The sequence below is a fragment of the Petrotoga sp. DB-2 genome, assembly GCF_054051725.1.
On record NZ_JBSVZD010000010.1, the window covers coordinates 1 to 23210 of the forward strand.

At 34.1% G+C, this 23210-nt stretch carries 16 protein-coding genes, 1 tRNA gene and 1 pseudogene; 8 read left to right on the plus strand and 10 right to left on the minus strand.

The features are described 5' to 3' along the window. A partial coding sequence (locus tag ACW9JY_RS04920) for an ABC transporter substrate-binding protein (RefSeq protein WP_457283590.1) occupies positions 1 to 1663 on the minus strand: 1663 nt, incomplete at its 3' end. Between the two features lie 698 nt (positions 1664 to 2361). Between ACW9JY_RS04920 and hutH the strand changes: the two genes are divergently transcribed. From hutH to ACW9JY_RS04950, 6 genes are all read left to right on the plus strand, one after another. Then, positions 2362 to 3888 (plus strand): histidine ammonia-lyase, encoded by a 1527-nt coding sequence (hutH, locus tag ACW9JY_RS04925; RefSeq protein ID WP_457283591.1) that lies wholly within the window; start codon positions 2362 to 2364, stop codon positions 3886 to 3888. A gap of 17 nt (positions 3889 to 3905) precedes the next feature. Continuing rightward, positions 3906 to 5927 (plus strand): urocanate hydratase, encoded by a 2022-nt coding sequence (locus ACW9JY_RS04930; protein WP_457283592.1) that lies wholly within the window; start codon positions 3906 to 3908, stop codon positions 5925 to 5927. 19 nt (positions 5928 to 5946) lie between these two features. Further along, positions 5947 to 6846 carry a glutamate formimidoyltransferase gene (gene ftcD, locus ACW9JY_RS04935; protein ID WP_103078021.1) on the plus strand — a complete coding sequence of 300 codons (900 nt, stop codon included), beginning with the start codon at positions 5947 to 5949 and terminating at the stop codon, positions 6844 to 6846. 1 nt (position 6847) lies between these two features. After that, the gene (gene hutI / locus ACW9JY_RS04940) at positions 6848 to 8122 is read left to right on the plus strand and encodes an imidazolonepropionase (protein WP_169926242.1); all 1275 of its coding nucleotides are present in this window, start codon (positions 6848 to 6850) and stop codon (positions 8120 to 8122) included. A gap of 56 nt (positions 8123 to 8178) precedes the next feature. Then, positions 8179 to 8267: transfer RNA gene (locus ACW9JY_RS04945), tRNA-Leu, on the plus strand. 243 nt (positions 8268 to 8510) lie between these two features. After that, positions 8511 to 9668 carry a ComEC/Rec2 family competence protein gene (locus ACW9JY_RS04950; protein ID WP_457283593.1) on the plus strand — a complete coding sequence of 386 codons (1158 nt, stop codon included), beginning with the start codon at positions 8511 to 8513 and terminating at the stop codon, positions 9666 to 9668. A gap of 27 nt (positions 9669 to 9695) precedes the next feature. Here ACW9JY_RS04950 and gcvH read toward each other — a convergent pair whose 3' ends face one another. The 8 genes and pseudogenes from gcvH to ACW9JY_RS04990 all read right to left on the minus strand — a co-directional run bounded on the left by gcvH (position 9696) and on the right by ACW9JY_RS04990 (position 19309). After that, positions 9696 to 10046 (minus strand): glycine cleavage system protein GcvH, encoded by a 351-nt coding sequence (gene gcvH / locus ACW9JY_RS04955; RefSeq protein ID WP_103078024.1) that lies wholly within the window; start codon positions 10044 to 10046, stop codon positions 9696 to 9698. Positions 10047 to 10149: 103 nt separating this feature from the next. Then, positions 10150 to 10742: pseudogene (locus ACW9JY_RS04960) on the minus strand (ECF transporter S component). Between the two features lie 44 nt (positions 10743 to 10786). Next, complete coding sequence (locus ACW9JY_RS04965) at positions 10787 to 12787, minus strand: S9 family peptidase (protein ID WP_103078026.1); 2001 nt, start codon at positions 12785 to 12787, stop codon at positions 10787 to 10789. A 76-nt stretch (positions 12788 to 12863) separates the two neighbouring features. After that, a complete protein-coding gene (locus ACW9JY_RS04970) occupies positions 12864 to 14153 on the minus strand; it encodes an amidohydrolase family protein (protein ID WP_169926243.1) in 1290 nt (429 codons plus the stop codon). 351 nt (positions 14154 to 14504) lie between these two features. After that, complete coding sequence (locus tag ACW9JY_RS04975; RefSeq protein WP_103077462.1) at positions 14505 to 15524, minus strand: dienelactone hydrolase family protein; 1020 nt, start codon at positions 15522 to 15524, stop codon at positions 14505 to 14507. A gap of 34 nt (positions 15525 to 15558) precedes the next feature. Next, a complete protein-coding gene (locus ACW9JY_RS04980; protein WP_103077463.1) occupies positions 15559 to 16578 on the minus strand; it encodes an alpha/beta hydrolase in 1020 nt (339 codons plus the stop codon). Between the two features lie 39 nt (positions 16579 to 16617). After that, positions 16618 to 17814, minus strand: coding sequence for a TolB family protein (locus ACW9JY_RS04985; protein WP_457283594.1), 1197 nt, complete (start codon positions 17812 to 17814; stop codon positions 16618 to 16620). Positions 17815 to 17827: 13 nt separating this feature from the next. Beyond that, positions 17828 to 19309 carry a B12-binding domain-containing radical SAM protein gene (locus tag ACW9JY_RS04990; RefSeq protein ID WP_457283595.1) on the minus strand — a complete coding sequence of 494 codons (1482 nt, stop codon included), beginning with the start codon at positions 19307 to 19309 and terminating at the stop codon, positions 17828 to 17830. Positions 19310 to 19496: 187 nt separating this feature from the next. Between ACW9JY_RS04990 and ACW9JY_RS04995 the strand changes: the two genes are divergently transcribed. Next, positions 19497 to 20807, plus strand: a complete 1311-nt coding sequence (locus tag ACW9JY_RS04995; protein ID WP_457283596.1) for an alpha-amylase family glycosyl hydrolase — start codon at positions 19497 to 19499, stop codon at positions 20805 to 20807. 2 nt (positions 20808 to 20809) lie between these two features. Here ACW9JY_RS04995 and ACW9JY_RS05000 read toward each other — a convergent pair whose 3' ends face one another. Then, the gene (locus tag ACW9JY_RS05000; RefSeq protein ID WP_457283597.1) at positions 20810 to 21514 is read right to left on the minus strand and encodes a YjjG family noncanonical pyrimidine nucleotidase; all 705 of its coding nucleotides are present in this window, start codon (positions 21512 to 21514) and stop codon (positions 20810 to 20812) included. Between the two features lie 481 nt (positions 21515 to 21995). Between ACW9JY_RS05000 and ACW9JY_RS05005 the strand changes: the two genes are divergently transcribed. Continuing rightward, entirely contained in the window at positions 21996 to 23186 is a 1191-nt protein-coding gene (locus ACW9JY_RS05005) for a YeeE/YedE family protein (RefSeq protein ID WP_457283598.1), read from the plus strand. Positions 23187 to 23210 lie beyond the last annotated feature (24 nt).

Here is a 23210-nt window from a genome sequence, read left to right on the forward strand (position 1 = left end):
CTACCTTTTCCATTCCTTCTATAACCTTATCCATCCTCGGATCTGTCCATCTACCTGCTGCAGGACCCAGAGCAAGCACTGCATTCTCTCCTATTGGTTGGTAGTATTTTGAGTGTATACTCGAAAAAACACGGTACAAATCAGGATGTCCACCCCATGGCTCACCGGCAGGCCATTGGTCAGTAACTTCAAAATTGCCTAGCCCCGATATATTGTTCACTTGTTCAGTAGGAGTAACTGAAACATCTATACCAAAATTTCTCCACTGTTGTGCTGCAGCAAGTGAGTTTCTATGCCCTCCATATGAAGGATTTGGATTGGCTACAATATTAATTTTCCAAGGTGTACCGTCTGGTAACAACCATTTGCCATTTTTATCTCTTGTAAATCCATTCCTTCCTAACAGTTGTTCCGCTACATCAGGTGCGTATTTCCACCATCCTGGACCAAACATCTCTTTCAACGTTTCTATATCGTTTGGTACCTCGTATCCTCTTTCCCTTGCATATTGGGCTCTTCTTAATATTACCGTTGGATCATACGGTTTGAATGGTTTCCCATTAACTTCTATGTCTAAGGTGAAATTCTTCAACCAATCTTCCATCGGTTCATAATAAATCTCTTGGTAATAAGGTGTTGGAGGAACGTGGAGTGCACCCATAGGTGCAATGCCATCAAACGCTATTCCTATATAATCTACTATATCTATTGCAAGAGTTAATGCCCATCTTACATCTTTTATGTTGTATGGATATACATCGGTATTGAATACTAAACCTGTCATACAAGGATGATTCTCTACCCATGGGTATTCTATTCTATATCCCCTTGAGTATGGATTTCTTTGAAGGAGAGCTTTGAATGCTTCCATTGATAAATCCGTCATGTCTAAATTATGGTTAGCTTGTGCAATTACTTGGTTTGTAGCTTCTCCATAATAATAGAAGAGGACGTATTTTGGTTTTGGTTCACCAAACAACATCCCAGTTGGTGTTCTATCCCAATCTTCCCTTTTTTCCCAAAGTGTCCAATAACCAGCAGGATCATAATCTTTTAGAACATATGGACCACTGCTTACAGGAGGATTGAAATCAAAGGATAAGGGATCTTCTACTTTCTCAAAAATATGTTTTGGGAAAGGTCTCCATGCTCCCCATCTGTCTACAAAATTAGCGTGAAACCGAGAGTTCGGTTCTTTCAATTCAAATACTACTGTGTAATCATCTGTTTTGTATACTTTATCAATGTACATATTGAACTGGTCATGGTAAGCCATTCCTTGATACTTCATGGCTGTTGTGATGGCGTACACAATATCATCCGCAGTAATTTCAACACCATCACTCCAATAACACCCTTTCCTTAACTTAACCGTCATCTGTGTGAAGTCTTCGTTGTAGATTGCGCCTTCTGCTGCAAGAGAATTAATAACTTCTCCTCTGGAGAGTTCCATCGTCCATAATGGTTCCAGCATCAATTGCTGAATACCTTGATCAGGATTTCTCCAGCTAGCAGTAAATATGTTAAAATTACCAGGGGAACCTACTCTTCCGTTTAAAATGCTAGCAATAAGCGTTTCTTCTCTTGGAATCCCAGCTACTTGTGAAAATCCTGCAACAACAAGCAACACGGCAACAAAAATCACTAATAAACTCTTCTTCATCCTTTCACACCTCCTAATGAGTTTTTTACCTTTACTTTGGTTCCCCCCAAAGTAATAAAAATAAAAGTTCATTAATACCCATTTAATCCCATTTTTCTCTTTTTGAGCTTCAAACAAAAAATCATAGAATTCTCAATATTTAAGTAAAACAGCACAAGCAATCACTGGTAAGTTTATCCAATCAATTAATATTCAAATCAACAATAACCCATTTTCGTTCTTTATAATTTACTTTTTAAAAATCAAAACATTCATTGTCTTTGAATTAGAAACCAAAGGAATTTTATTAAATCTTATAATTAAACAGCTTTTTAATCTAACCAATATTTTTTATTGCAGTGTACCAAAATGGATTTTTAAAGTTTTAAAGAAAACAAATGTCTAAATAAGTTCAAATTTTGTTCAGAATAATTATATGTGAGTTAACTTTTTTTGTCAACCATTAATTTATCCAATCAACTAATATTAGAAGCAATTACGAGCAATTATTTGCGATTAGGAAGCTTTTTCTTAGTTTTTCTTGAATTTTGAAAAAAATCGTTTTGTAAGATTTCGTTAGATTTTCTTGTTTAATCGACTTAGATTGTTTTTAATCGTCGTTAAATCGCTCTATTTGAAAGTAAGAAATTTTTTTCATGGTGTTATAATTTTGCTAGAAGATGTGAAATTTTTGTTCGATAGAAAGTGAGGTCTTATACTTGAAAAAGGTCTATATAGATGGGGAACATCTGAGTTTGGAAGATGTGATTAATGTAGCTAGAGATTATTACGAGGTGGCTACAGATAACTCAGCTTTTGAAAACATTGAGAATTCCAGAAAAGTTGTAGAAAAGTTTGCAGAAGAGGAAAAAGTCATATATGGTGTGACTACTGGATTCGGAGAACTTTGCAATGTTTTCATTTCAAACGATAAAACAGAGAAATTACAAAAGAATCTGATCAGAAGCCATGCATGTGGAATCGGGAATCCTTTGGATATAGAAACTGTTAGGGCGATTATGTTGCTTCGTGCGAATTCTTTGGTCAAAGGTTTTTCTGGAATAAGGTTATCCACCATTCAAACTTTGATCGATATGATAAACAAGAAGGTTCACCCGGTAATACCAGAAAAAGGGTCTTTAGGAGCAAGCGGTGATCTAGCTCCATTAGCCCATATGGTTTTACCGATGATGGGAGAAGGAGAAGCTTATTACGACAACAAGCGATTAAATGGAAAAGAAGCAATGAAATTGGCGGGAATAGATACGATAAATCTTGTTGCAAAGGAAGGCCTTGCTTTAATAAATGGAACACAAGTTATGACTGCTATAGGTGCATTATCAATATACGATAGCATAGAACTTTTAAAAACGGCAGATATAATTTCATCGTTGAGTTTTGAGGCATTGAACGGTATCATCGAGGCTTTTGATGAGAGGGTACACAATCTAAGACCTCATAAAGGGCAGATTGAGTCCGCTATCAATTTAAGGAGAATACTTGAAGGTAGTAAAATGGTGTCTCATCAAGGGGTATTACGTGTTCAAGATGCCTATTCCTTGAGATGTATCCCGCAGGTTCACGGTGCTTCACGTGATGCGGTAAATTATATACAAGATATCATCGTGAAAGAGATGAATGCAGCAACCGATAATCCTTTGATATTTTCAAAAGAAGAAGAAGCAATATCCGCGGGGAATTTTCACGGCCAACCAATTGCATTGGGCATGGACTTTTTGGCGATTGCTTTGTCTGAAATTGCAAATATATCAGAAAGACGAATAGAAAGGCTTGTTAATCCTAAATTGAGCGGGTTACCTCCTTTTTTGATAGAAGAAAGTGGCTTGAATTCTGGATTTATGCTTGTTCAATATTCAGCCGCGTCGTTGGTTTCAGAAAATAAAGTCTTAGCCCATCCTGCAAGTGTTGATTCAATTCCTTCTTCTGCAAACCAAGAAGATCACGTTTCTATGGGCACAATTGCAGCGAGAAAAGCGAAGAATATACTAAACAACGTCCAAAAAGTATTAGCTATGGAAATGTTCTGTGCTTGCCAAGCCATAGACCTACGAGGAAACAAAGGTTTAGGAAAAGGTTCAAAGATAGTTTATGATATAGTTAGAGAAAAAATACCGAAGATAAACGAAGACAGAGCGATGTACGAAATGATAGATAAGAGTGAAGAAATCTTAAAATCTGACATAATCGTTAAAGAAGTGGAAAAAGAAATTGGTAAATTACTTTAAAGAAAGGAGAAAATATCATGGTGAACAATATTGATATTTCTAGCGCAATGTCCATTAAGTTGGATGACAAACTGCCTAGTATGCCTAAATTCTTCGAAGGTATAAGAAGGGCACCTAAAAGACCTTTGAACTTATCAAAAAGAGAAGTAGAACTAGCCCTTGCAAACGCTTTAAGGTACGTGCCGGAAAGTTTGCATGAAGAATTGGCTCCAGAATTTTTACAAGAGTTGTTTACTCGAGGTAGAATTTATGGATATAGGTATAGACCTGAGGGCAACATTAAGGCAAAACCTATAGATATGTACAAGGGTAAGTGTATTGAAGGAAAGGCCTTTCAGGTCATGATCGATAATAACTTGGATTTCGATGTCGCTTTGTATCCTTATGAACTGGTAACCTATGGTGAAACTGGTCAAGTTTGTCAAAATTGGATGCAGTACAGGTTGATTAAAAAATACCTAGAAGAACTTACAAGAGAACAAACCTTAGTTGTAGCTTCAGGGCATCCCCTAGGATTGTTCAGATCAACTCCAAATAGTCCACGGGTGATAATAACAAATGCTTTGATGGTTGGTATGTTTGATGACCAAGAACATTGGATCAAGGCACAAGCTATGGGTGTTGCCAACTACGGGCAAATGACGGCTGGAGGGTGGATGTATATAGGACCTCAAGGTATCGTTCATGGCACTTTCAATACCTTGTTGAACGCTGGAAGGTTGAAATTGGGAATACCCCAAGATAGTGATCTAAGAGGGCACTTGTTTGTGAGTTCAGGTTTAGGTGGAATGAGCGGTGCTCAGGCAAAAGCAATAGAAATTGCAAGAGGGGTTGGGATAATTGCAGAAGTAGATTATTCCAGAATACAAACAAGGCTCAACCAAGGTTGGCTAAAAACTTACAGCAAAGATTTGGACGAAGTCTTTGAAATAGCCTTCGATCATCTAAATAGAAAAGAGCCCATTTCCATCGGTTATTATGGTAATATTGTAGATCTATTGGAATACATTGTAAAGAAAGGTATAAAAGTAGATTTGTTATCAGATCAGACATCTTGTCACGCCGCCTACGAGGGAGGGTACTGCCCTCAAGGCTTGACTCATGAAGAGAAGAATCACCTCTTAGAAACAAATAAAGAGAAATTTGTTGAATTAGTCAACAATTCATTGAGAAGACATTTTGAGCTTATAAAAACAATGGTTGAAAGGGGAACCTACTTTTTTGACTATGGGAATAGTTTCATGAAGGCGGTTTTTGATGCAGGCGTGAAAGAAATAGCAAAAAATGGCTTGGATGAAAGCGAAGGATTCATCTTTCCCTCGTATGTGGAAGACATAATGGGACCATTAATATTCGACTATGGTTATGGACCTTTCAGGTGGGTATGTTTAAGTGGAAAACGGGAAGATCTATTGAAAACGGATAAAGCAGCGATGGAATGTATAGATCCCAATAGAAGGGGCCAAGATAGAGACAATTACATATGGATTAGAGATGCTGATAAAAACAATCTCGTTGTAGGTACTCAAGCTCGGATCCTTTACCAGGATGCTATGGGAAGAATGAAGATAGCTCTTAAATTCAATGAAAAGGTTAGAAAAGGGGAAGTTGGCCCCATAATGCTCGGAAGGGATCATCACGATGCAGGTGGAGCTGACTCTCCTTTTAGAGAAACAGCGAATATAAAAGATGGGAGTAATATAATGGCGGATATGGCAACCCATGATTTTGCTGGAAATATAGCAAGGGGAATGAGTTTGGTAACACTGCACAACGGAGGCGGAGTTGGTATCGGTAAAGCCATTAACGGTGGTTTTGGATTGGTTCTTGACGGAAGTGGAAGGGTGGATGAAATAATAAAGAACGCAATTCCATGGGATGTTATGGTTGGGGTTGCCAGACGATCATGGGCTAGAAATGAAGCTTCTATAGAAACATCAATAGAGTACAACAAAGAAAACAAAAACACGGACCACATAACTTTGCCATATATTGCTGATAAAAATATGATAAAAGATTTGGTTGACAAATACTTATGAGGGTTAGGAGGTAGATGTTTTGAACAAAATCGTTGAATGTGTTCCAAATTTCAGTGAAGGAAGAGATAAAGAAAAGTTAGAATGTATTGTAGATGAAGTAAGAAAACAAGAAGGAGTAAAATTATTAGATTACTCTATGGATAAAGACCACAACAGAAGCGTAGTTACTTTTGTGGGAGAACCTGATATGGTAATAGAAGCAGCTTTTAACGCCTGTAAAAAAGCGGCTGAGTTGATAGATTTGAGAACTCATAAAGGTGAACATCCAAGAATGGGGGCTACAGACGTTATCCCGCTCATTCCAATTAAAAACATATCGATGCAAGAGTGTGTAGAATACTCTAAAAAATTGGCAAAAAGAATAGGAGAAGAGTTGAATATCCCCGTAATATTGTATGAAAAATCAGCCAGCCGACCTGAAAGAGAAGATTTAGCCGTTATAAGAAAAGGTGAGTTCGAAGGGATGTTTGAGAAATTAAAACAAGAAGAGTTCAAGCCAGATTTTGGCCCAGATCAACCGCATGAAAGTGCAGGAGTTACCGCCGTGGGCGCCAGGATGCCTTTGATAGCTTTCAACGTGAACCTGAATACCAACAATTTAGACATTGCAAAAAAGATAGCCAAAGCGGTTAGGGGGAAAAGTGGAGGATTTAAATACTGTAAAGCGTTAGGTTTTGAATTGAAAGAAAGGAATATAGTCCAAGTTTCCATGAATATGGTTGATTACACAAAAACACCTTTGTACAGAGTATTTCAAGTGATAGAAAACGAAGCGAACAGATATGGAGTGAACGTTGTTGGAAGTGAAATAGTTGGATTGGTACCGATGAATGCCCTTGTTGATACAGCTGATTACTTTTTAAAATTAGAAGATTTCAGCTATGACCGCGTTTTAGAAAATAAAATTTATGGTGATTGATATGGATGAAAAAGCTACTTTGGTGATAAAAAACATTTCAAATTTAATAACGATGAAGGGGCCTAATAGGCCAAGAAAGAAAGAGGAAATGTCAGAAATTGGCTTAATTAAAAATGGAATCATTTCTGCTTCAAAAGATAAGATTATCTACGTTGGAAGTGGTGACTTGCCAAAAGACATAGAAATAGCTCAAGATGCAAAAATTATAAACGCCCAAGGGAAAACTGTAACACCCGGTTTAATAGACTCTCACACTCATTTGGTTCATGGAGGCTCAAGGGAATACGAATTATTTAAGAAGTTAGAAGGTAAAAGTTACTTAGATATTTTAAATTCTGGGGGAGGAATACACGACACCGTCGAATCAACTAAAAAAGCGTCTTTCGAAGAATTACTTAAAAAGGCAGAAAAGAGTTTAAATAGAATGTTATCTTATGGAGTAACAACCGTTGAAGCAAAAAGCGGTTACGGGCTTGATGACTTTGACACAGAATTGAAACAGCTTGAGGTCATAAGAGAACTCAATAGAATTCACCCCATAGATTTGGTTCCTACATTTTTGGGGGCGCATGCCGTACCTAAAAAGTACCAAGACAACGTCGATAAATTCGTAGATATACTCATAACTGAAATGATCCCGTATGTAGCAGAAAAAAATTTAGCTAAATTTTGTGATGTATTCTGTGAAAAAGGAGTTTTCTCAGTTGATCAATCCAGAAAAATACTCTCTGCTGCAAAAGAACGCGGTCTATTTCTCAAAATTCATGCAGACGAAATAGAACCTTTAGGAGGTGCCGAATTAGCTGCTGAGTTAGGTTGTGTTTCGGCAGATCATTTGGTAGGTGCAAGTGATGAAGGCTTGAAAAAAATGGCCCAGAACAATGTAATAGCCACACTTCTTCCCACAACAACTTTCTTTTTGCAAAGTGAGAAGTATGCAAATGCTAGAAAGATGATTGAACTTGGTATACCAATTGCATTGTCGACCGATTATAACCCAGGAAGTTCGCCTACAGAAAATTTACAATTGGTTATGACGTTTGGGGCACTAAAATTACATATGAATCCAAGGGAAATAATTACATCGGTTACTATTAATGCGGCTTGTGCACTGAAATTAGAAGATAAAATTGGTAGTTTGGAAGTAGGTAAAAAAGCTGATATGGCGATTTTCGATGTACCTAATATAGAATACTTAATATACCACTTCGGAGTAAACCACACTCAAACTGTCATAAAAAATGGAGAGGTATATGATATGATCTCGGTCTCTTGACAAAGCCTATAACGTAGTGTATAATAATTTTGATATATTAACATAAGCAACTTTTTGCCGGGGTGGTGGAATTGGTAGACACGTATGGTTGAGGGCCATATGAGTATTTACACTCGTGCGGGTTCAAGTCCCGCCCCCGGCACCAGAATGAAGGATCGTGTTTTACGATCCTTTTGTTTTTTGAATTAATTTTATTATATTCCTGATTGATAATCTCACTTCTGATTTCTATCTACTGGGGGGTAAAAGTATAGAAAAGAAAACTGAGGTTAACTTTCCCTTTTTTATTGAATTATTAATTGCCTTTTCTTTGTTATTAGTACTTTCCTACTTGAATAAAGCCGCTGTATTAATAGGTTATATTTTGTTTCTTTTTCTTTTAAAACTCTTGGAGAAAGATAGTTTAAAAGTCTTTTTAATCGCTATTTTATTGTTTCCTGCCTTGTTATACATTCCCATCAACCTAAATTCAGAAGTAGGTATTTTAGGAAAAATTATAGACAAAAGAGGAAATTATTATACAGTATTTTCAAAAAAAATCTATTATGAAAATCAGTGGCAGAAATACAGGAATTATTATAAATTTTACTATGGTGAATTCAGCACCGTTCCCATCACCACCGGCAAAAACGTCTACATATACGGGACAATTGAAAACGATTTTTTTAGAGCTGAGTATGTGGCTCCTGCCAACAACAATTCGATTATGAAGATAAAAGATCTTGCAACTAATAGATTGTCTGAAAACATTCAAAATAATGAGGCACTTGATATACTGACAAGCTCTTTTATGGGTAATATACGGGATAAAGAAGTATTTCAAAAAACAGGGACTTTGCATCTATTTGCCGTTTCGGGTATGCATGTTTACATAATTTACTTGATGATGAGCTTCTTTCTGAACTTTTTTATCTTGAAAAGGAATCTAAGACTCATCTTATACTCTACTATCATCGCTTTTTATTTGATTTTTACCGGATTCACCCCAAGTTCTGTACGAGCTGTATTGCTTTTAATTACGTTGAACTTATTCAGACTTTTCGACGTCCCTGTTAGCTCTTTCAACATCTTAGGATTAATAGGATATCTCAACCTATTGTTAATTCCCAATAATCTTATGAACGTTAGTTTCCAAATGAGTTATGCTGCAACTTTTATGATTTTATTTACAATGAACCATGTAGAAAATCAATATTTTAGATCTTTATCTGTCCCCATAGCTGCATATATCGGTATATTTCCTATAGCTCTGATACACTTTGGAGAGATTTCTTTGATTGGACTTTTCATAACGCCTATTCTAACCCCTGCTATTTCATTACTAATCTTATGTAGCGTTCTTTCAATATTATTGCCTTTCAATTTTGTTCATTCTTTTTCAACTTTTTTTGCATTATCAATAAAAAATTTCGTAAATCTTTTTACCTTTTATGAACCAATTGAATTTAGTTCTTTATTTATTCCCTTATTTCTATGGAGTTTGATCTTTTTACTTTATGTCTGGCTTCTTCAAGTTAAAAAAAGAAAAAAGGCCCCAATTAAATAGAGGCCTTTAATTTCGAATTATACTTGTTTACATTGGAGGTTCTTCATCCAAAAGATCTTCTATTTCTGATTGATCAGAAATTTCAATTTTTACAATCCATCCTTTATTTTCGGCGTCTTCGTTTATTATTTCTGGATTGTCTTCAAGATCTTTGTTAACTTCAACAATTTTTCCACTTAAAGGTACATATATATCTTCGGCTGACTTCACAGATTCTATGGTGCACAGGACTTCACCTTTTTTTACTTCTTTGCCAACTTCTGGTAATTCAACGTAGGTTACATCACCCAATTCTTCAGCGGCTTTCGCAGAAATTCCGACAGTCGCAATATTTCCTTCTATTGTTACATATTCGTGGGTAGCTGTGTATTTCTTCATAATACTTGACTCCTCCTTTTAATTTGTAATTTTTGTTGTCTATAGAAATCAAAAAAGTTGCTATAGCGCCCTTCCCCCGCATCCCACCCAAATGATGAGATAATCAATAGTCTGCCTTTTTTACCGCTCTGATTACCCCAACAGTTATTAAAATCGCTATTATGATCTCTGGAATACCGTTTGTTAGGCCTATAGCCAACACTACCCCACCTACGGCTTCCCTTGCTACTCCCATAGCGGTAGCTATCCTGTCGGCAAATAAGAGATACATCATACCTAAAACACCTGCGGTGTTAGTAAAAGTTCCTAAAGCAGCACTTACACCAATAGATACGCTATCTCTCCACTTTGAAACTTTTTCTTTATTACTCGAGAAAAGTTCAAATACTAATCTGTATGAATAATATGAAACTAAACCAATCAATATTCTTGGTAGCACAGAAACTAAAGGATTAACAAAAGCAAAAGACAATATGTTTGGCCTTAAAAGTGCTTGAATTATACTAGATACGCCAAATATTAAACCTATATTCCTGCAATAGGTCCCTCCAATATTGCCCCAATTATAACTGGAATATGCATAGTTGTTGCATTCGCTGGAGGAATAGGGATAAATCCCAATGGAGTAAATCCTAGAACAAAAGAAATACCAGATAACAACGATATAGTTACCAAACGTTTGGTTTTTGCTCTCATGTTTTCTCTCCTTATAATGCGAAAAGTTAGCTACATACATTTAACTATTTCAAATAACAGTCAAACCACGTGGTAATTTCTTTTAATCTTCTTATTCGATGTTTTGGTTTTCCGCTTCTGCTCAACTCATGATTTTCTCCTCTGAACATAACAAGTTTTGATTCAACACCATTGTATTTGAGTGAAGTGAACATCTGCAATCCTTCAGCCAACCAACAACGGTAGTCTTCTTCAGAATGTATAAACAAAGTTGGAGTTTTAACGTTATCGGCGTATTTCATAGGTGAGTGGAACCATAACTTTTCATAATCACTCCAGGGAGTGGCTGCTTGTTGATCTTCAACGAAATAGTAACCGATATCGGTAGTGCCAAATTTAGCTATCCAATTTGCTATACTTCTTTGAGAAGCGGCAGCCTTGAACCTATCAGTATGTCCAATTACCCAGTTGGTCATATAACCACCATAAGAACCACCTGTTACCCCTATTCTATTTTCGTCTATGAAAGAGAACTTTTCCAATACTTTATCAACAAAGTCCATTATGTCTTCATAGTCTATTGTTCCATACTTTCCTCTGATATCTGCAAACTCATCCCCTCTTCCATCACTTCCTCGGGGATTACAAAACATAACAACATAACCCTCATTTGCCCAATACTGCATTTCATGGAAAAAAACATCTCCACCATAAACGGTTTTTGGGCCACCATGAATATCTAAGATTGCAGGGTATTTTTTGTTCTCTTCAAAATTTACAGGTTTCATAACCCATCCTTCTATTTCTATCTCACCTTTACCAAGGAAAGTTATCCTCTCTGGCTTAGATAAAGTTTTTTCTTCTACTACCCATTCGTTGAAAGTAGTTAGTTGTTTCTCTTCATTGCCTTCTAATTCGTATAGTTCTTGAAGTTTCACATCTCTCATTCCTATAAAGATAATACGATCTTTAAATACATCAAAACCATCAACGGATCCGTTTTTTGTGGTTAATTTTTCTCTCTTACCTCTCTCATCTATTTTATTTATGAAAGAACTGCCATACTCTGTGGTTTCAAAATAAAGGTAATCGTTCTCCACTTTGAATTCACTGTTAGAGCCATATCTACAATCAGAACCTACAGAACTCCAAGTACTAAAATCAAAATCAGTTTGAATTTGTTTCACTTCTTTTGTTTGTAAATCCATCAAATAAAATTTGGGATTTTCATTGATTCCGTACTCTTTCATATTGGAACCTAAGAAAATTATTTTCTCTTTTAGAAAGTCTGCATATACGTAATTGAAAGGGTCTTCGTGTGTTAATTTTTCTAAACTTTCTTTCTTTAAGTCATATAAATAAAGATCGGATCTTATTTCCATTTTATCTTTAAAAGTGTTGGAAATAAAAAGCATTAAATCTTTCTCTTTATTCAATTTAAAACCTTCAACGTTTGTCAATTCATCTGTTATAGGGGTAACTTTCTTATCTTCTAACGTATAAATGTATAATCTATTCCTTTTCTTGTTGGTAAATCCCTTTCCATTCGACCAGAAAGGTATTTCATCTAAAACTTCGTAATCTTTTTCTTCTTTGAGCTTATCCAGTTCCTTTTCTTTTTCTTCCTTTGAAAGGTTCTCCAAATTTTTATATTTCGGGTCATAAATACCAGTTACAACAAACTTATCTTTAGATATGGGCTCGATATCTGATGCAAAGAATGGGAGTTCGAAATATTTTTGAGCTTCTCCACCTTTGATGTTTATTATATAATAAATGGTAAAAGGTTCTCCTTTTTCCTTCCTCTTTTTATCCTTTTCCTCTCTCACTGTTGAGAAGATGATATTCTCATCGTCCAACCATACATAAGAGCTTTCTTGATTGAAAGCGGTAAGTTTGTTGATCGTTTTATTATCAACATTGTAAAGCCATATGTTTGAAAGATACTTGTTCTCATCTACATCCATCTCTGAGACAACAAAGGCTAAGTTTTTACCATTCGGTGAAAATTTTGTGTTAGATATAAACTTGTACTTTGTAAAATCCTCTAAAACTAATTTCTCCATTACACTACCTCCTCACGAAATATAATTATTACTGTCGTTAGAAACTCTAGTGCTTACACCTTTTTAAAATCAAAACCTAATTTTCAGTTTGATAGATCTTTGGTTGAGATATTTCAACAAAAGGATCGTCCTGAAATATTAAAGCGTTACTTTCCATACTTTCTTGCCTATCAATGTTATCTATAATTTCTGGACCATAGGTAAGCTGATACAAAGAGTAATTATAAGGGATCCCTATTTCTTTCAATCTTTTAATATCTCTCAACCAATCTGGTTCTTCAACTGGAGCATCTGATGAAATAAAAAGAGACACTTGTGATCTGTATAAATCATAAAATCTAAAGGCATCATTTACCCTTTCACCTAATCTATCTTCAATAAAAACCTTATCGGATTCCATGAATTGAGGTTGTATGTCTACAATAAGGTTATGTTTTTTAATCCTTTCTATTTGATTAGATCTAAGTACTATAGCATGAATTATTCTATGCCTTAATTTAGGATTGACCTTTTCAAAAACTCGTAAAATTTGTTCTATAGCCCCGTCTCCTATAGCATGAGCAGCTAAATGAAGCCCATTGTTTTCACAAAATTCAACGACCGCAGTCAGCTCAGTATCTTCCCATAATTTTTCCCCGTACGTATTGGAATCGTTGTACTTATTAAGCAATAAAGCTGTTCGTGCTCCTAGGGAACCATCTAAATATATTTTAACACATTTAAATTCGTTAAAGTATCCTAGTTCATAATATTTTGAAAGCTCACTATAATCCTTAACGGCAACTTTTTCATATACAAAAAACTCATTATCATGTACAAACGGCAAGTTATCTTTAGAAATACCATGTAAATCATCTGAATGGACAAAACCATAACCTTTATTTTTTAGATACTTCTTTGAGGTTTCGTAATTATTTTTTACGTCTGTGAAAGGGCCAAAGGTTTTATAAAATTTATCGATTGTACTTTCTTTGATTTTTCCTTCTTCAAAATCCACGTAATTACTTGAATCTGAAAAATCAATACTCTCAAAAACCTTTGAATTCACAACCGCAAAATGTCCGCATCTTCTAACCAGCATGATGGGGATTTCTCTATTTATTGAATCCAAAAAATCTTTATCGGGATTTGCAAACTCTTCAGTCCAACCTCTTAAAACAATTTTATTCGATCTTTTACTGACAATTTCTTCTATAATGCTTTTTATTTCAGATAGTTTCTTTCTCTCCAAAGTCGGTTGAGACAGTTTTTCTCCCAATCCCAATATATGTAAATGTGAATCTGTTATCAATGGAGTAACAAATATCTGCTTGTTGTGTTTGGTACTTACAAATTTAAACTTACCACTTCGACTGAGTTTAAACAAAATTCACTTTCCCCTTTTTTAGGTCACTGTTTATTACTTTATCTTAATTCTAACATAAAACTCAACAAAGAAACAGTCCTGTGAATGTAGGGAGTTTAGTAACAGAAATTACCTCGACTACGAAACGTTCACTCTTATAAATGGGAGTGATTTACATTTTAATAGAGAGAAGTGAAATGTCATCTTTATTCTGAAGAAACCAAAAATACTGAAAAGTTTAAAGAAGCTGTAAACTAAGTAAAATTTAGAAACAGTAGGAACCAAAAAATAATGGCGCTTAATTTCGGCGCCTTTATTTTTAGAATCTATAAATGAAAAGGAATTTAGTAGGTTGAAATTGTTGAAGGAATATTAATTCACTTTGAAAAAAATAGCTAAATATCCTAGATTAGCAAAGCGGTATTTGATATCTTCGAACCTCATTTCGTTTATAATAATATTAGATATCAGCCTTTGAAAAGGTAGCCAAGTAATATGATCGATGGGGACCGTCATCTTTCTAGGTCTTCCTAAGTTTTCCCATAGAACCCTTCTTGTGTTTTTAGGTAAGGTTTTATCAAAAGCTGCTTCTAAGAATGTTACCTTTTCTCTATCTAAAAATTTGGCATAAGCTGCAGGATCGACCTTCATCAACGGATGTATGTTTGAATTTAAAAACTCTTGAATGTTCTTAAACTCTCCTATCCTCTTTAAATCATTTTGAAAGGTCTTTTTTAGTCTTTCTCTATCGCTTAAATAAGCTATCTGATCCTTCTTTTTAAGTAGTTCCCTTCTTGTAAATTCCAAGGTAGGTGATTCCCATATAAGTTCAGCCATGTTTCCACCACTGGCTATAATGAAATTGTGCTTTATTTCAGGATTTAAAGCATTAACGATAACAGATACCATGCCCCCAAGACAGTATCCTATCATGAAGTTTCGCTCATGCCAAAGTTCGTTTGCTTTCAAAAAATCTATGATACTTAATATATCAACAACCGCATGTTCCCAGGTGTTTAAGGTTGTATAAATATCAGCAGAAAAATAATTTTTACCACTCATAGATCCGTTAGATGTTCTGGTGTAATTGTCCGGTAATATTGGTACTACAGCCCTTATACCTAATTTGGAAAAATATCGTCCCATTTTTAAGATATATGTAATGTTTTTGGTTCCCAACCCATGAAGTATCAAAGCAACACCCAAAGCTTTCCCTCGAGGCTCAAAAAGATAAATTTCATTAGCTTCTGTACCTTTTTTATTAAATTTGTATAAGGAATTAAATTTTATTAATGATTCTCTATAATTTTTGCCTTTATTTATGAAAGCTTGAGTAAATTCTATATTTTGTTTTGCATAACGAAAATCTATTTTAAAATCCTCTTGTAACATAGGTTCATCTCCCCATTTTCGTTGATCTTTATTTCTATACAGCTCTTCTATCTAATGTATCAACAGTCTCCGTATTTTGACATACTTTTTTAATAAAACTCACCGTTTTTTCAACAAACTTCTGGGTTAAAACATCTTTTAATTCCAATTCGAAAGAATGCTTCCCTTTCGGATGAATTAACAATGCAGAAGGAACACCACATTCTTTTATCTTCTGGTTTAACTTTATAGAAGTTGTTACCGGGACGGTAGCGTCTTTTTCCCCATGTGCTAACAATGTTGGAACCATTCTTTCAGATATATAATTTATAGGTGAATATAGCTTATATTCTTCAAATTTTGTTTTAGGGGTACCTTTCATTGTGGTTGTAACTGCAAACTGGGCAAAAAGCGAATCAACTTGCTTACTCCAGAGATCTAAAAGGTCTGATGGAGCGTACCAAGCTACAACTCCTTTTATGCCCTTCATCTTTTCAAAATGATTATAGTAAGAGTTATATGCTGCATAATAAAGGGACAACGTACCACCTGCTGACGTCCCCATCAACACGATATTTTCTTTGTCTAAACTGAGCTCTTCACTATGATCTTTTATATAATTTAGGGCATCGTTGTAATCTTCTATCAACTCTTCATACTTGTTAAAATAACCATACCTGTAATCTATTGCGACAACAGCAAATCCTCTACTAGCTAAAAACTTGCCCCATGCGGTAACGCTTGATAACTTCCTACTTCCTGTTATCCAACCTCCTCCATGAGCAAAAAAGAGTACAGGATACTTGCTTTTTATTTTAGAAGGATAATATACATCTAATTTCAAAGGTATCTTTTCCTTTTTATACTCTACAGTAATTGCATCAGTATAAGAACCTTTCTTAACTTCCAATGGAAGATTACCAAATACAGATTTCTTTATTGTTTTTACGTTTAATAGAATTATTAGAAAAAAAGTTATTAAAGCATTCCAGAAAAAGAGAAAAAACAAAAGAATAAATCCAAAGATTTTAGCAATTTTTTTATACTTATTCTTCTCAGAAACTTCTTCGTTCACGTTTTCGTTAATTATTCAAATCACTCCAATAGAGTTTTATTATCTATTAACCTTAATTTTTTCTCTGTTTATAACAAAAATATCTGATTCTGAATAATAATTAGTAAAAAAAACATATTTTTTGTCTGCAGAATACGTTGGATAGAAGCAGTCATTTGTCAACATGCTCGATAAATTTCTTTTTTCTCCATTATCGTATTCATATATACTGAAATAGGTTCCGTTAAACTCAGAGTACACAAGTAATTCTGAACCGTTAGACCAATTATCGGTTTGATTATTTGGTTGTGCTATTAACGGTGAAATACTGTTTTCTTCGTCAACAAAGTAAACATTCATACTCGCCGTTTGATGGTCAACACCGTAAAAACTAATTTTGTTACCATCCCACTTAGTGGGCCTAAATTTCAAAAGATCCTTTGATTCTGTTAATTTCTCAAGTTTATGGTAGTATAAGTCATAGACCCAAACTTCAGTCCATTGGCCACTATCTTCATCCATAGTGAATAGAACCAAGGTATTGTCATAAAAATATGGTGAATAAGCATTCTTATCTGTCGGGCTTATTCTTTGAATCTCCTTAGTTTTTAAATTATACAATACAATGTCCCATTTTCCAAACAATGTGGTTTGAAAAGCTAAATATTCATTGTTTGGAGAAATATCAGGAAAATACTCAGCGGAATACTCCAAAGGAATCTTCTTTTCTCTGGCTTCTTCAAAGTCAAAAATATAAATTTCCCTATTTCCAATATATCTATCGCTTACAAGATATATCTTATTATTTTGAAAAACAGGGTATTCATCTACCCCTTTCCAAAACGTGATCTGTAAAACATCCCAATTTTCTCCATATAGAAACCTTTGAAAGGACAATGTCTCCAGAGTTTTCGTCGCAAACTTTTCTACCCAATCATCAGTTTCACCAGATTCTTCCGAATAGGAAAAACCTCCGCCATCAAAGTACCCAAAGGCAATTGTGATATTTTCCTTACTATTTGTAAATATGTTCATTGTCACATCATAATCACTGATATTTATCGAGTTAGACATCGCATCTTTTATCTTTATATTGTACATATAACTTCCAATATTTTTTATTTTTTCTGCAATTTGATTTGTTATCCATGTATTATCGTTTAAATTTATAATCATATTATCTTTTGATAGATTTGCAGAAAAAGAAGCTAACGCAATCGGGATAAATGCAAAGACCAAAAGTATTTTTTTTATCATATTTTTTCTCACCTTATAAATTTTCTGCAATTTTCCTGAAATGATAACCGTAAATTGAAAGAGAAATCATCTTTGGCAAGGCTTTAGGTTTTTTAAATAAGCTCCAAAAAAGCATTCTCCAATATTGTTTCCTTTCTTTACCAATAATTCCTAAAATAATAATGGATTTAATAAAAGCGTTTATTTCTTGGAAGCCTATTTTGGCCTTTGAGAATCCAGGTACCTTATAATTAGTCAAAAATTTTTTCAAACGATCATAATAGTTTTTGGGCTGATAAAGCTTAGCAACCAGATTTTTGTAATTTTTGATTAGGAATTCCAAGTTCATCTTTGGAATTATATTCGTATTGATATCCACATTGTTTCCACTTATTTCCCCCCGTAACCTATTTTCCTTGAGTAATCTTAAATATAATTCACTTCCTCTGGGGGCGTTTAAAATACCAACCATTGCCGTAACTATGCCGTTTTTCTGTATAAACTCGAATTGCCTATCGAAAATTGTGGGTTTATCGCTATCAAAACCGACAATAAAGCCTCCCTGAATTTCAAAACCAAAACTTTGAATTTTTTTGATAGATTCTTCAAGATCTTGTTTGATATTTTGATACTTGTTAGCTTCTCTTAAACTATCCGGATCAGGGGTTTCTAAACCAATAAAAACTCTGTCAAAGCCTGCTTTGAACATCAGATCCATGAGTTCATCATCATTAGAAAAATCTATAGAAACTTCGGTATAGAAAGAAGAAGGGTAATCATGAGTTTCTTGCCACTGTATTACTGCGGGTAACACATCTTTTTTTAATTTTGATTTATTTGAGATAAAATTATCATCTACAAAGAAAACCGAACGCCTCCAACCTGCATCGTACAAAGATTGAAGTTCTTGGATCAATTGTACGCTTGTCTTAGTTCTGGGTTTTCTACCATTCAAGGCCGCAATATCGCAAAATTCACAATTATAAGGGCATCCTCTAGAATACTGGATGCTCATGGACCCATACCATTTGAGATTTAACAGATCCCACCTAGGAATAGGTGTAGCTTCTACATTACAAAAATTTGGTTTCGCATAATATCTTTTAAATTTATTTCTTTTGATATCTTTAACAAGCTCATCCATTAATTCTTCTGCTTCTCCAAGAACAAAATGGTCCACAGTATTTTGAAATGTATCGGGTTCCATTGTAAAAAGAGGGCCACCAGCGACTATAGGTTTACCATAGTCGTTACATTGTTTGATTACCTTTATAGCAGACTCTCTTTGAACAGCCATGGCACTTATAAAAACATAATCTGAATTTAGTATATCCTCTTTTTTTAATTTTTCGCAATTCATATCCACCAACCTAACGTTCCATTCTTTCGGTAGATAAGAAGCTATTGTAATCAAACCCAAAGGTGGCAAAGCAGCACGTTTGGAAATAAATTTCAGCGCGTGTTTAAAGCTCCAAAATGTTTCGGGATAAGCAGGATAAACTAAAAGTATGTCCATAGTTACCCCTCCTTCTGAGTGTTTTATTGCTATCGGTCTGATGATCCCTTTCTTATCAATTTAATTATACCACACTTTTTCATTTTAAATTTTAAAAGTGAAAAAAGTGAATATCTTTAGGAAACGTTTTCATTTTTTTAAAAAAAGAATGATAGAATAACCAGAAGTAAACTATGGGAGGAATTTTATGTTTTTAGGATACCACATTCTAATAAAATTTTTTAAAAATGGAGAATTAACAAACGATTTCCCAAAAGAGAGTTATCGTTATTACGAGAAAAATGCAATAGACGGAGATCTCCAAGGTGTCATTCAAGAATTAGACTATTTAAAAGAGCTTGGGATAGATTTGATATATCTTGGACCCATTTTTAAGAGTAAAACCACACATGGATACGATATTACCAATTATTTTTCTATTTCAGAAAACATAAGTTCCAATTCCGAAGAAGAAGCTAAAGCTATCTTTACAAAGCTTATTGAAGATGCTCATAAAAGAGGGATAAAGGTTATTATCGATCTAGTACTTAACCATGCCTCAAAGGAGTTTGATTTTAATTCCGTCCCTAAAGATTTGAACGTTAAAACTGAAACTCCCCGTTCACCTCAAGAAAAAAGATGGCAAAGATCCTTTTTGTTCTGGAATCTAGATGACGAAGATACAAGAGAATTTTTAATAAGAGTTGGAGAGTATTGGCTAAAAAACTTTGAATTAGACGGATTTAGATTGGACCATGCCTTGGGCTTGCCATTTAAATTTTTAGAGGAATTTTCTATAAGGATGAAAAAAATAAAAAAAGATGTGATAATTTTAGGTGAAGTGTGGGAAGACGAAGGAGATAAGTTAAAAAATTTTAAACTCCTTAAAAAGTTCAAAGGGGATGACGCTCAACGTTTTACCAGTATGTTTGATTTTTCTACTTACGATACTATTAGAGAAGTTTTAGGAAAGAAAAATGGATCATTACTTGATTTATACAATCAAATAGTATTATCAAACCAATTAAACGAAAGGGAATTCCAGTTAACTTATTTTATCGAAAATCACGATCTTCCAAGGTTCATAGATATATGCCAAGAAATAGAAATATTTTACATTGCGCTTGGTTTATTAATGGCTCTTACAGGAAATGTGATGCTAGAATATGGCAATGAGATAGCTTTAAAAGGAGACCAAACAATTCACAATTTTCACGAAAGTGGAAGAGTTGCGATGAAATTCAAAGAAGATTGGTCAAATTTAGAAAAAGAAACCTTCAATTACTGTAAAAATCTCATTAATTTAAGGAAAGTTCACCCCTCTCTATCATCAGGAAGTTACGAACTTCTTACTTCAGAAGAAAATCTACTAATTTTTGAAAAGAAAGCCGTATATGATGAGATAAAAGTAGTAATTTATACCGGAGAACAAGCACATCAATTAGATAAAGAATATTTTGACCTCATTAAAAATGCCAAAGTTTTAACATTAAAAAAAGGCATTTATTATCTTCAATAAATTCAAAATATATTTTTCAGCTCTGTAAGCTTGGATATACTCATAACATCCTTTTCTTGGGTTACAAGAGTTTCTTCATGATTTTTAAACCAAATGGCGCCAATTCCGCATTTCATTGCTGGTAAGATGTCATTTTCAAGATCATCGCCAACATAAACAATTTCATCTTTAGATTTCTTAGACATTAAAATCGCATAATTAAAAATCTTTTCATCAGGTTTAGGAAAGCCGACATCTTCAGAACTAACTAAAATACTAAAATAATCATATATTCCCGAACTTTTCATTTTAACAATTTGAGTGTCTCTAAAGCCGTTTGTCAAAATTCCCAATTCATACTTATCTTTTAAATACTCCAAAGCTTCCACTGCACCATCGATGAGGAGTTTTTGTTTTGATAAAATATTTAGGTAAGAATTATTTATCTCTTCTATCAAATCCTCTCTATGCTTTATTTTTAAAGCATTTAAAGTAATTTCAAAACGAAGAAGTTTTAATTCTTGTTGGCCTATTTCTTTTTTCCTATACATTTCCCATAGTTGTTTATTTATTTTTTTGTAAGATTCCACAAACTTATCCAAAGATGTTCCTCGAAAAACGTGACCATACTTTTGATAGACCAACTTCAATGCTTCTTGTGAATTACTTTCAAAATCCCACAGGGTGTGATCTAAATCAAAGTAGATCATCTTTACTTGGTCTTTCAAATATTTCACCTCTATTCTTCAACTAGATAAAATTGCTGAAAAAAATCTCTCTTTTAATTATAACATTAAACCTTTTTTATTCAAAACTTATGAAATAACCTTTATTTAATCTTTCTTTATTAAAAAGCTGACAAAGTTAATTCTATTTTTACTTTTTTTGTTAGTATAATGTTGGATTTCAATTAGTGATAGAAATAACAAATATAATATTAAATTTTTTTCATATTTAAAAGTGTTATTTGATCTTTTAGTTTATTTCGTGAACTCTTTCACAAAAAAGGGGGTGAAGTTTAAATATTTAACTAAGGTTTTGGTAAAACCCATCTTTTAGTAATTCAAAACTTTTGTTTTAAAAATACCTTTAGACGGGAGGAAAAAGTATGACTAAAACAGTAGAAAAGGTTCTTGGTTTGTTAAGTTTTGCACTAATTCTCATTCTTGGAAACACACTTTTAGCAACAGATATGCTTTTTTTAGACTTTTGATAGGAGTAGGTTTTGGATACACCTTAGCTAGAGCTTATACCGGATTTGCGGGAAGTGTTAATAGGGCTTATAGAACAGGATCTACTCAACTCATGCGTGCTATGATATTCATGTTTTTTATAACCTCTTTGATGATCATGGGATTTTTGTTTAATTCAGATCCAACTAATTACAGCCTTTGGATAAATCCAATTAATTTTGGTTTACTGCTGGGAGCCTTTCTTTTTGGTTTTGGTATGTCTCTGTCCGTTTGTTGTGCTACAGGTGTGCTTACCGACTTAACTATGGGATTTACAAGAGCTTTGATAACGTTGATATTTTTTGGAATAGGTGTTTTTCTAGGATTTCCTATTCAAAGAACGGCTGGATGGGTTACCAATTCCTGGATTACATCTCCAACTGGAGCTAAGTTCAATGGAGGTGTTTTTCTACCGGATTTATTCAAATGGGACGGTTTTCAAGGTTATTTGGGAGCTATCTTATTGTTAGCAATATTTTCCTCCATAGTGATTTTTACATCTTACCAATATGAAAAAAAGAGAATGAAAGAAAAAACATATTTTGGAGTCCCTTGGGAAAAAGAACAAGAAAACAGTAAAAAATTTGATATTTCTAATTTTAAACTTTTTAGTCACGAAACTTATAATCATATATTTGTGAAACCTTGGACTTTAACTGAAGGTGCAATAGTTTTAAGTATACTTTTTGTTCTATTGTTTGTAGTTACAAAGGCTGGTTGGGGGGCTTCTACTCAACATGGGATATTAATAGGCAAAATACTTATGGTTTTTGGTGTTTCGGGAGAGGCTCTCGCTGAGTTTACAAAAATGCCGTCCGCTACCTTTGCTACACCTTTTTTTCAAAATCCATCGTTAGTTCAAAACTTTGGAATAGTAGTAGGAGCGCTAACTTATCTTCTATCAGCAGGTAAATTTGTTGAGTCTTTTAAATCAGAGTTGCGTGTAACTGGAAAAGAAGCCTTTTTATACTCATTGGGCGGTATTTTAATGGGATTCGGAACTCGTTTTGCCAATGGTTGTAACGTTGGGGCATTATACAGCCCTATAGCCGAATTTTCATTATCTGGTTGGATATTTTTGGCTTTCATGATTTTAGGTGCTGTGGTTAGCAATAAGATATTTTATAAGATACCATCAAAAACAGATTTTAAAGTGAATAAGGATTAATACTATAGGAGTTAAAAACTTCTT

Coding starts and splice junctions, on each gene's coding strand:
- ACW9JY_RS04930 (WP_457283592.1), top strand. CDS start 3,906: ATGGTGAACAATATTGATATTTCTAGCGCAATGTCCATTAAGTTGGAT.
- hutI (WP_169926242.1), top strand. CDS start 6,848: ATGGATGAAAAAGCTACTTTGGTGATAAAAAACATTTCAAATTTAATA.
- gcvH (WP_103078024.1), bottom strand. CDS start 10,046: ATGAAGAAATACACAGCTACCCACGAATATGTAACAATAGAAGGAAAT.
- ACW9JY_RS04965 (WP_103078026.1), bottom strand. CDS start 12,787: ATGGAGAAATTAGTTTTAGAGGATTTTACAAAGTACAAGTTTATATCT.
- ACW9JY_RS04975 (WP_103077462.1), bottom strand. CDS start 15,524: ATGTTACAAGAGGATTTTAAAATAGATTTTCGTTATGCAAAACAAAAT.
- ACW9JY_RS04985 (WP_457283594.1), bottom strand. CDS start 17,814: ATGATAAAAAAAATACTTTTGGTCTTTGCATTTATCCCGATTGCGTTA.
- ACW9JY_RS04990 (WP_457283595.1), bottom strand. CDS start 19,309: ATGGACATACTTTTAGTTTATCCTGCTTATCCCGAAACATTTTGGAGC.
- ACW9JY_RS04995 (WP_457283596.1), top strand. CDS start 19,497: ATGTTTTTAGGATACCACATTCTAATAAAATTTTTTAAAAATGGAGAA.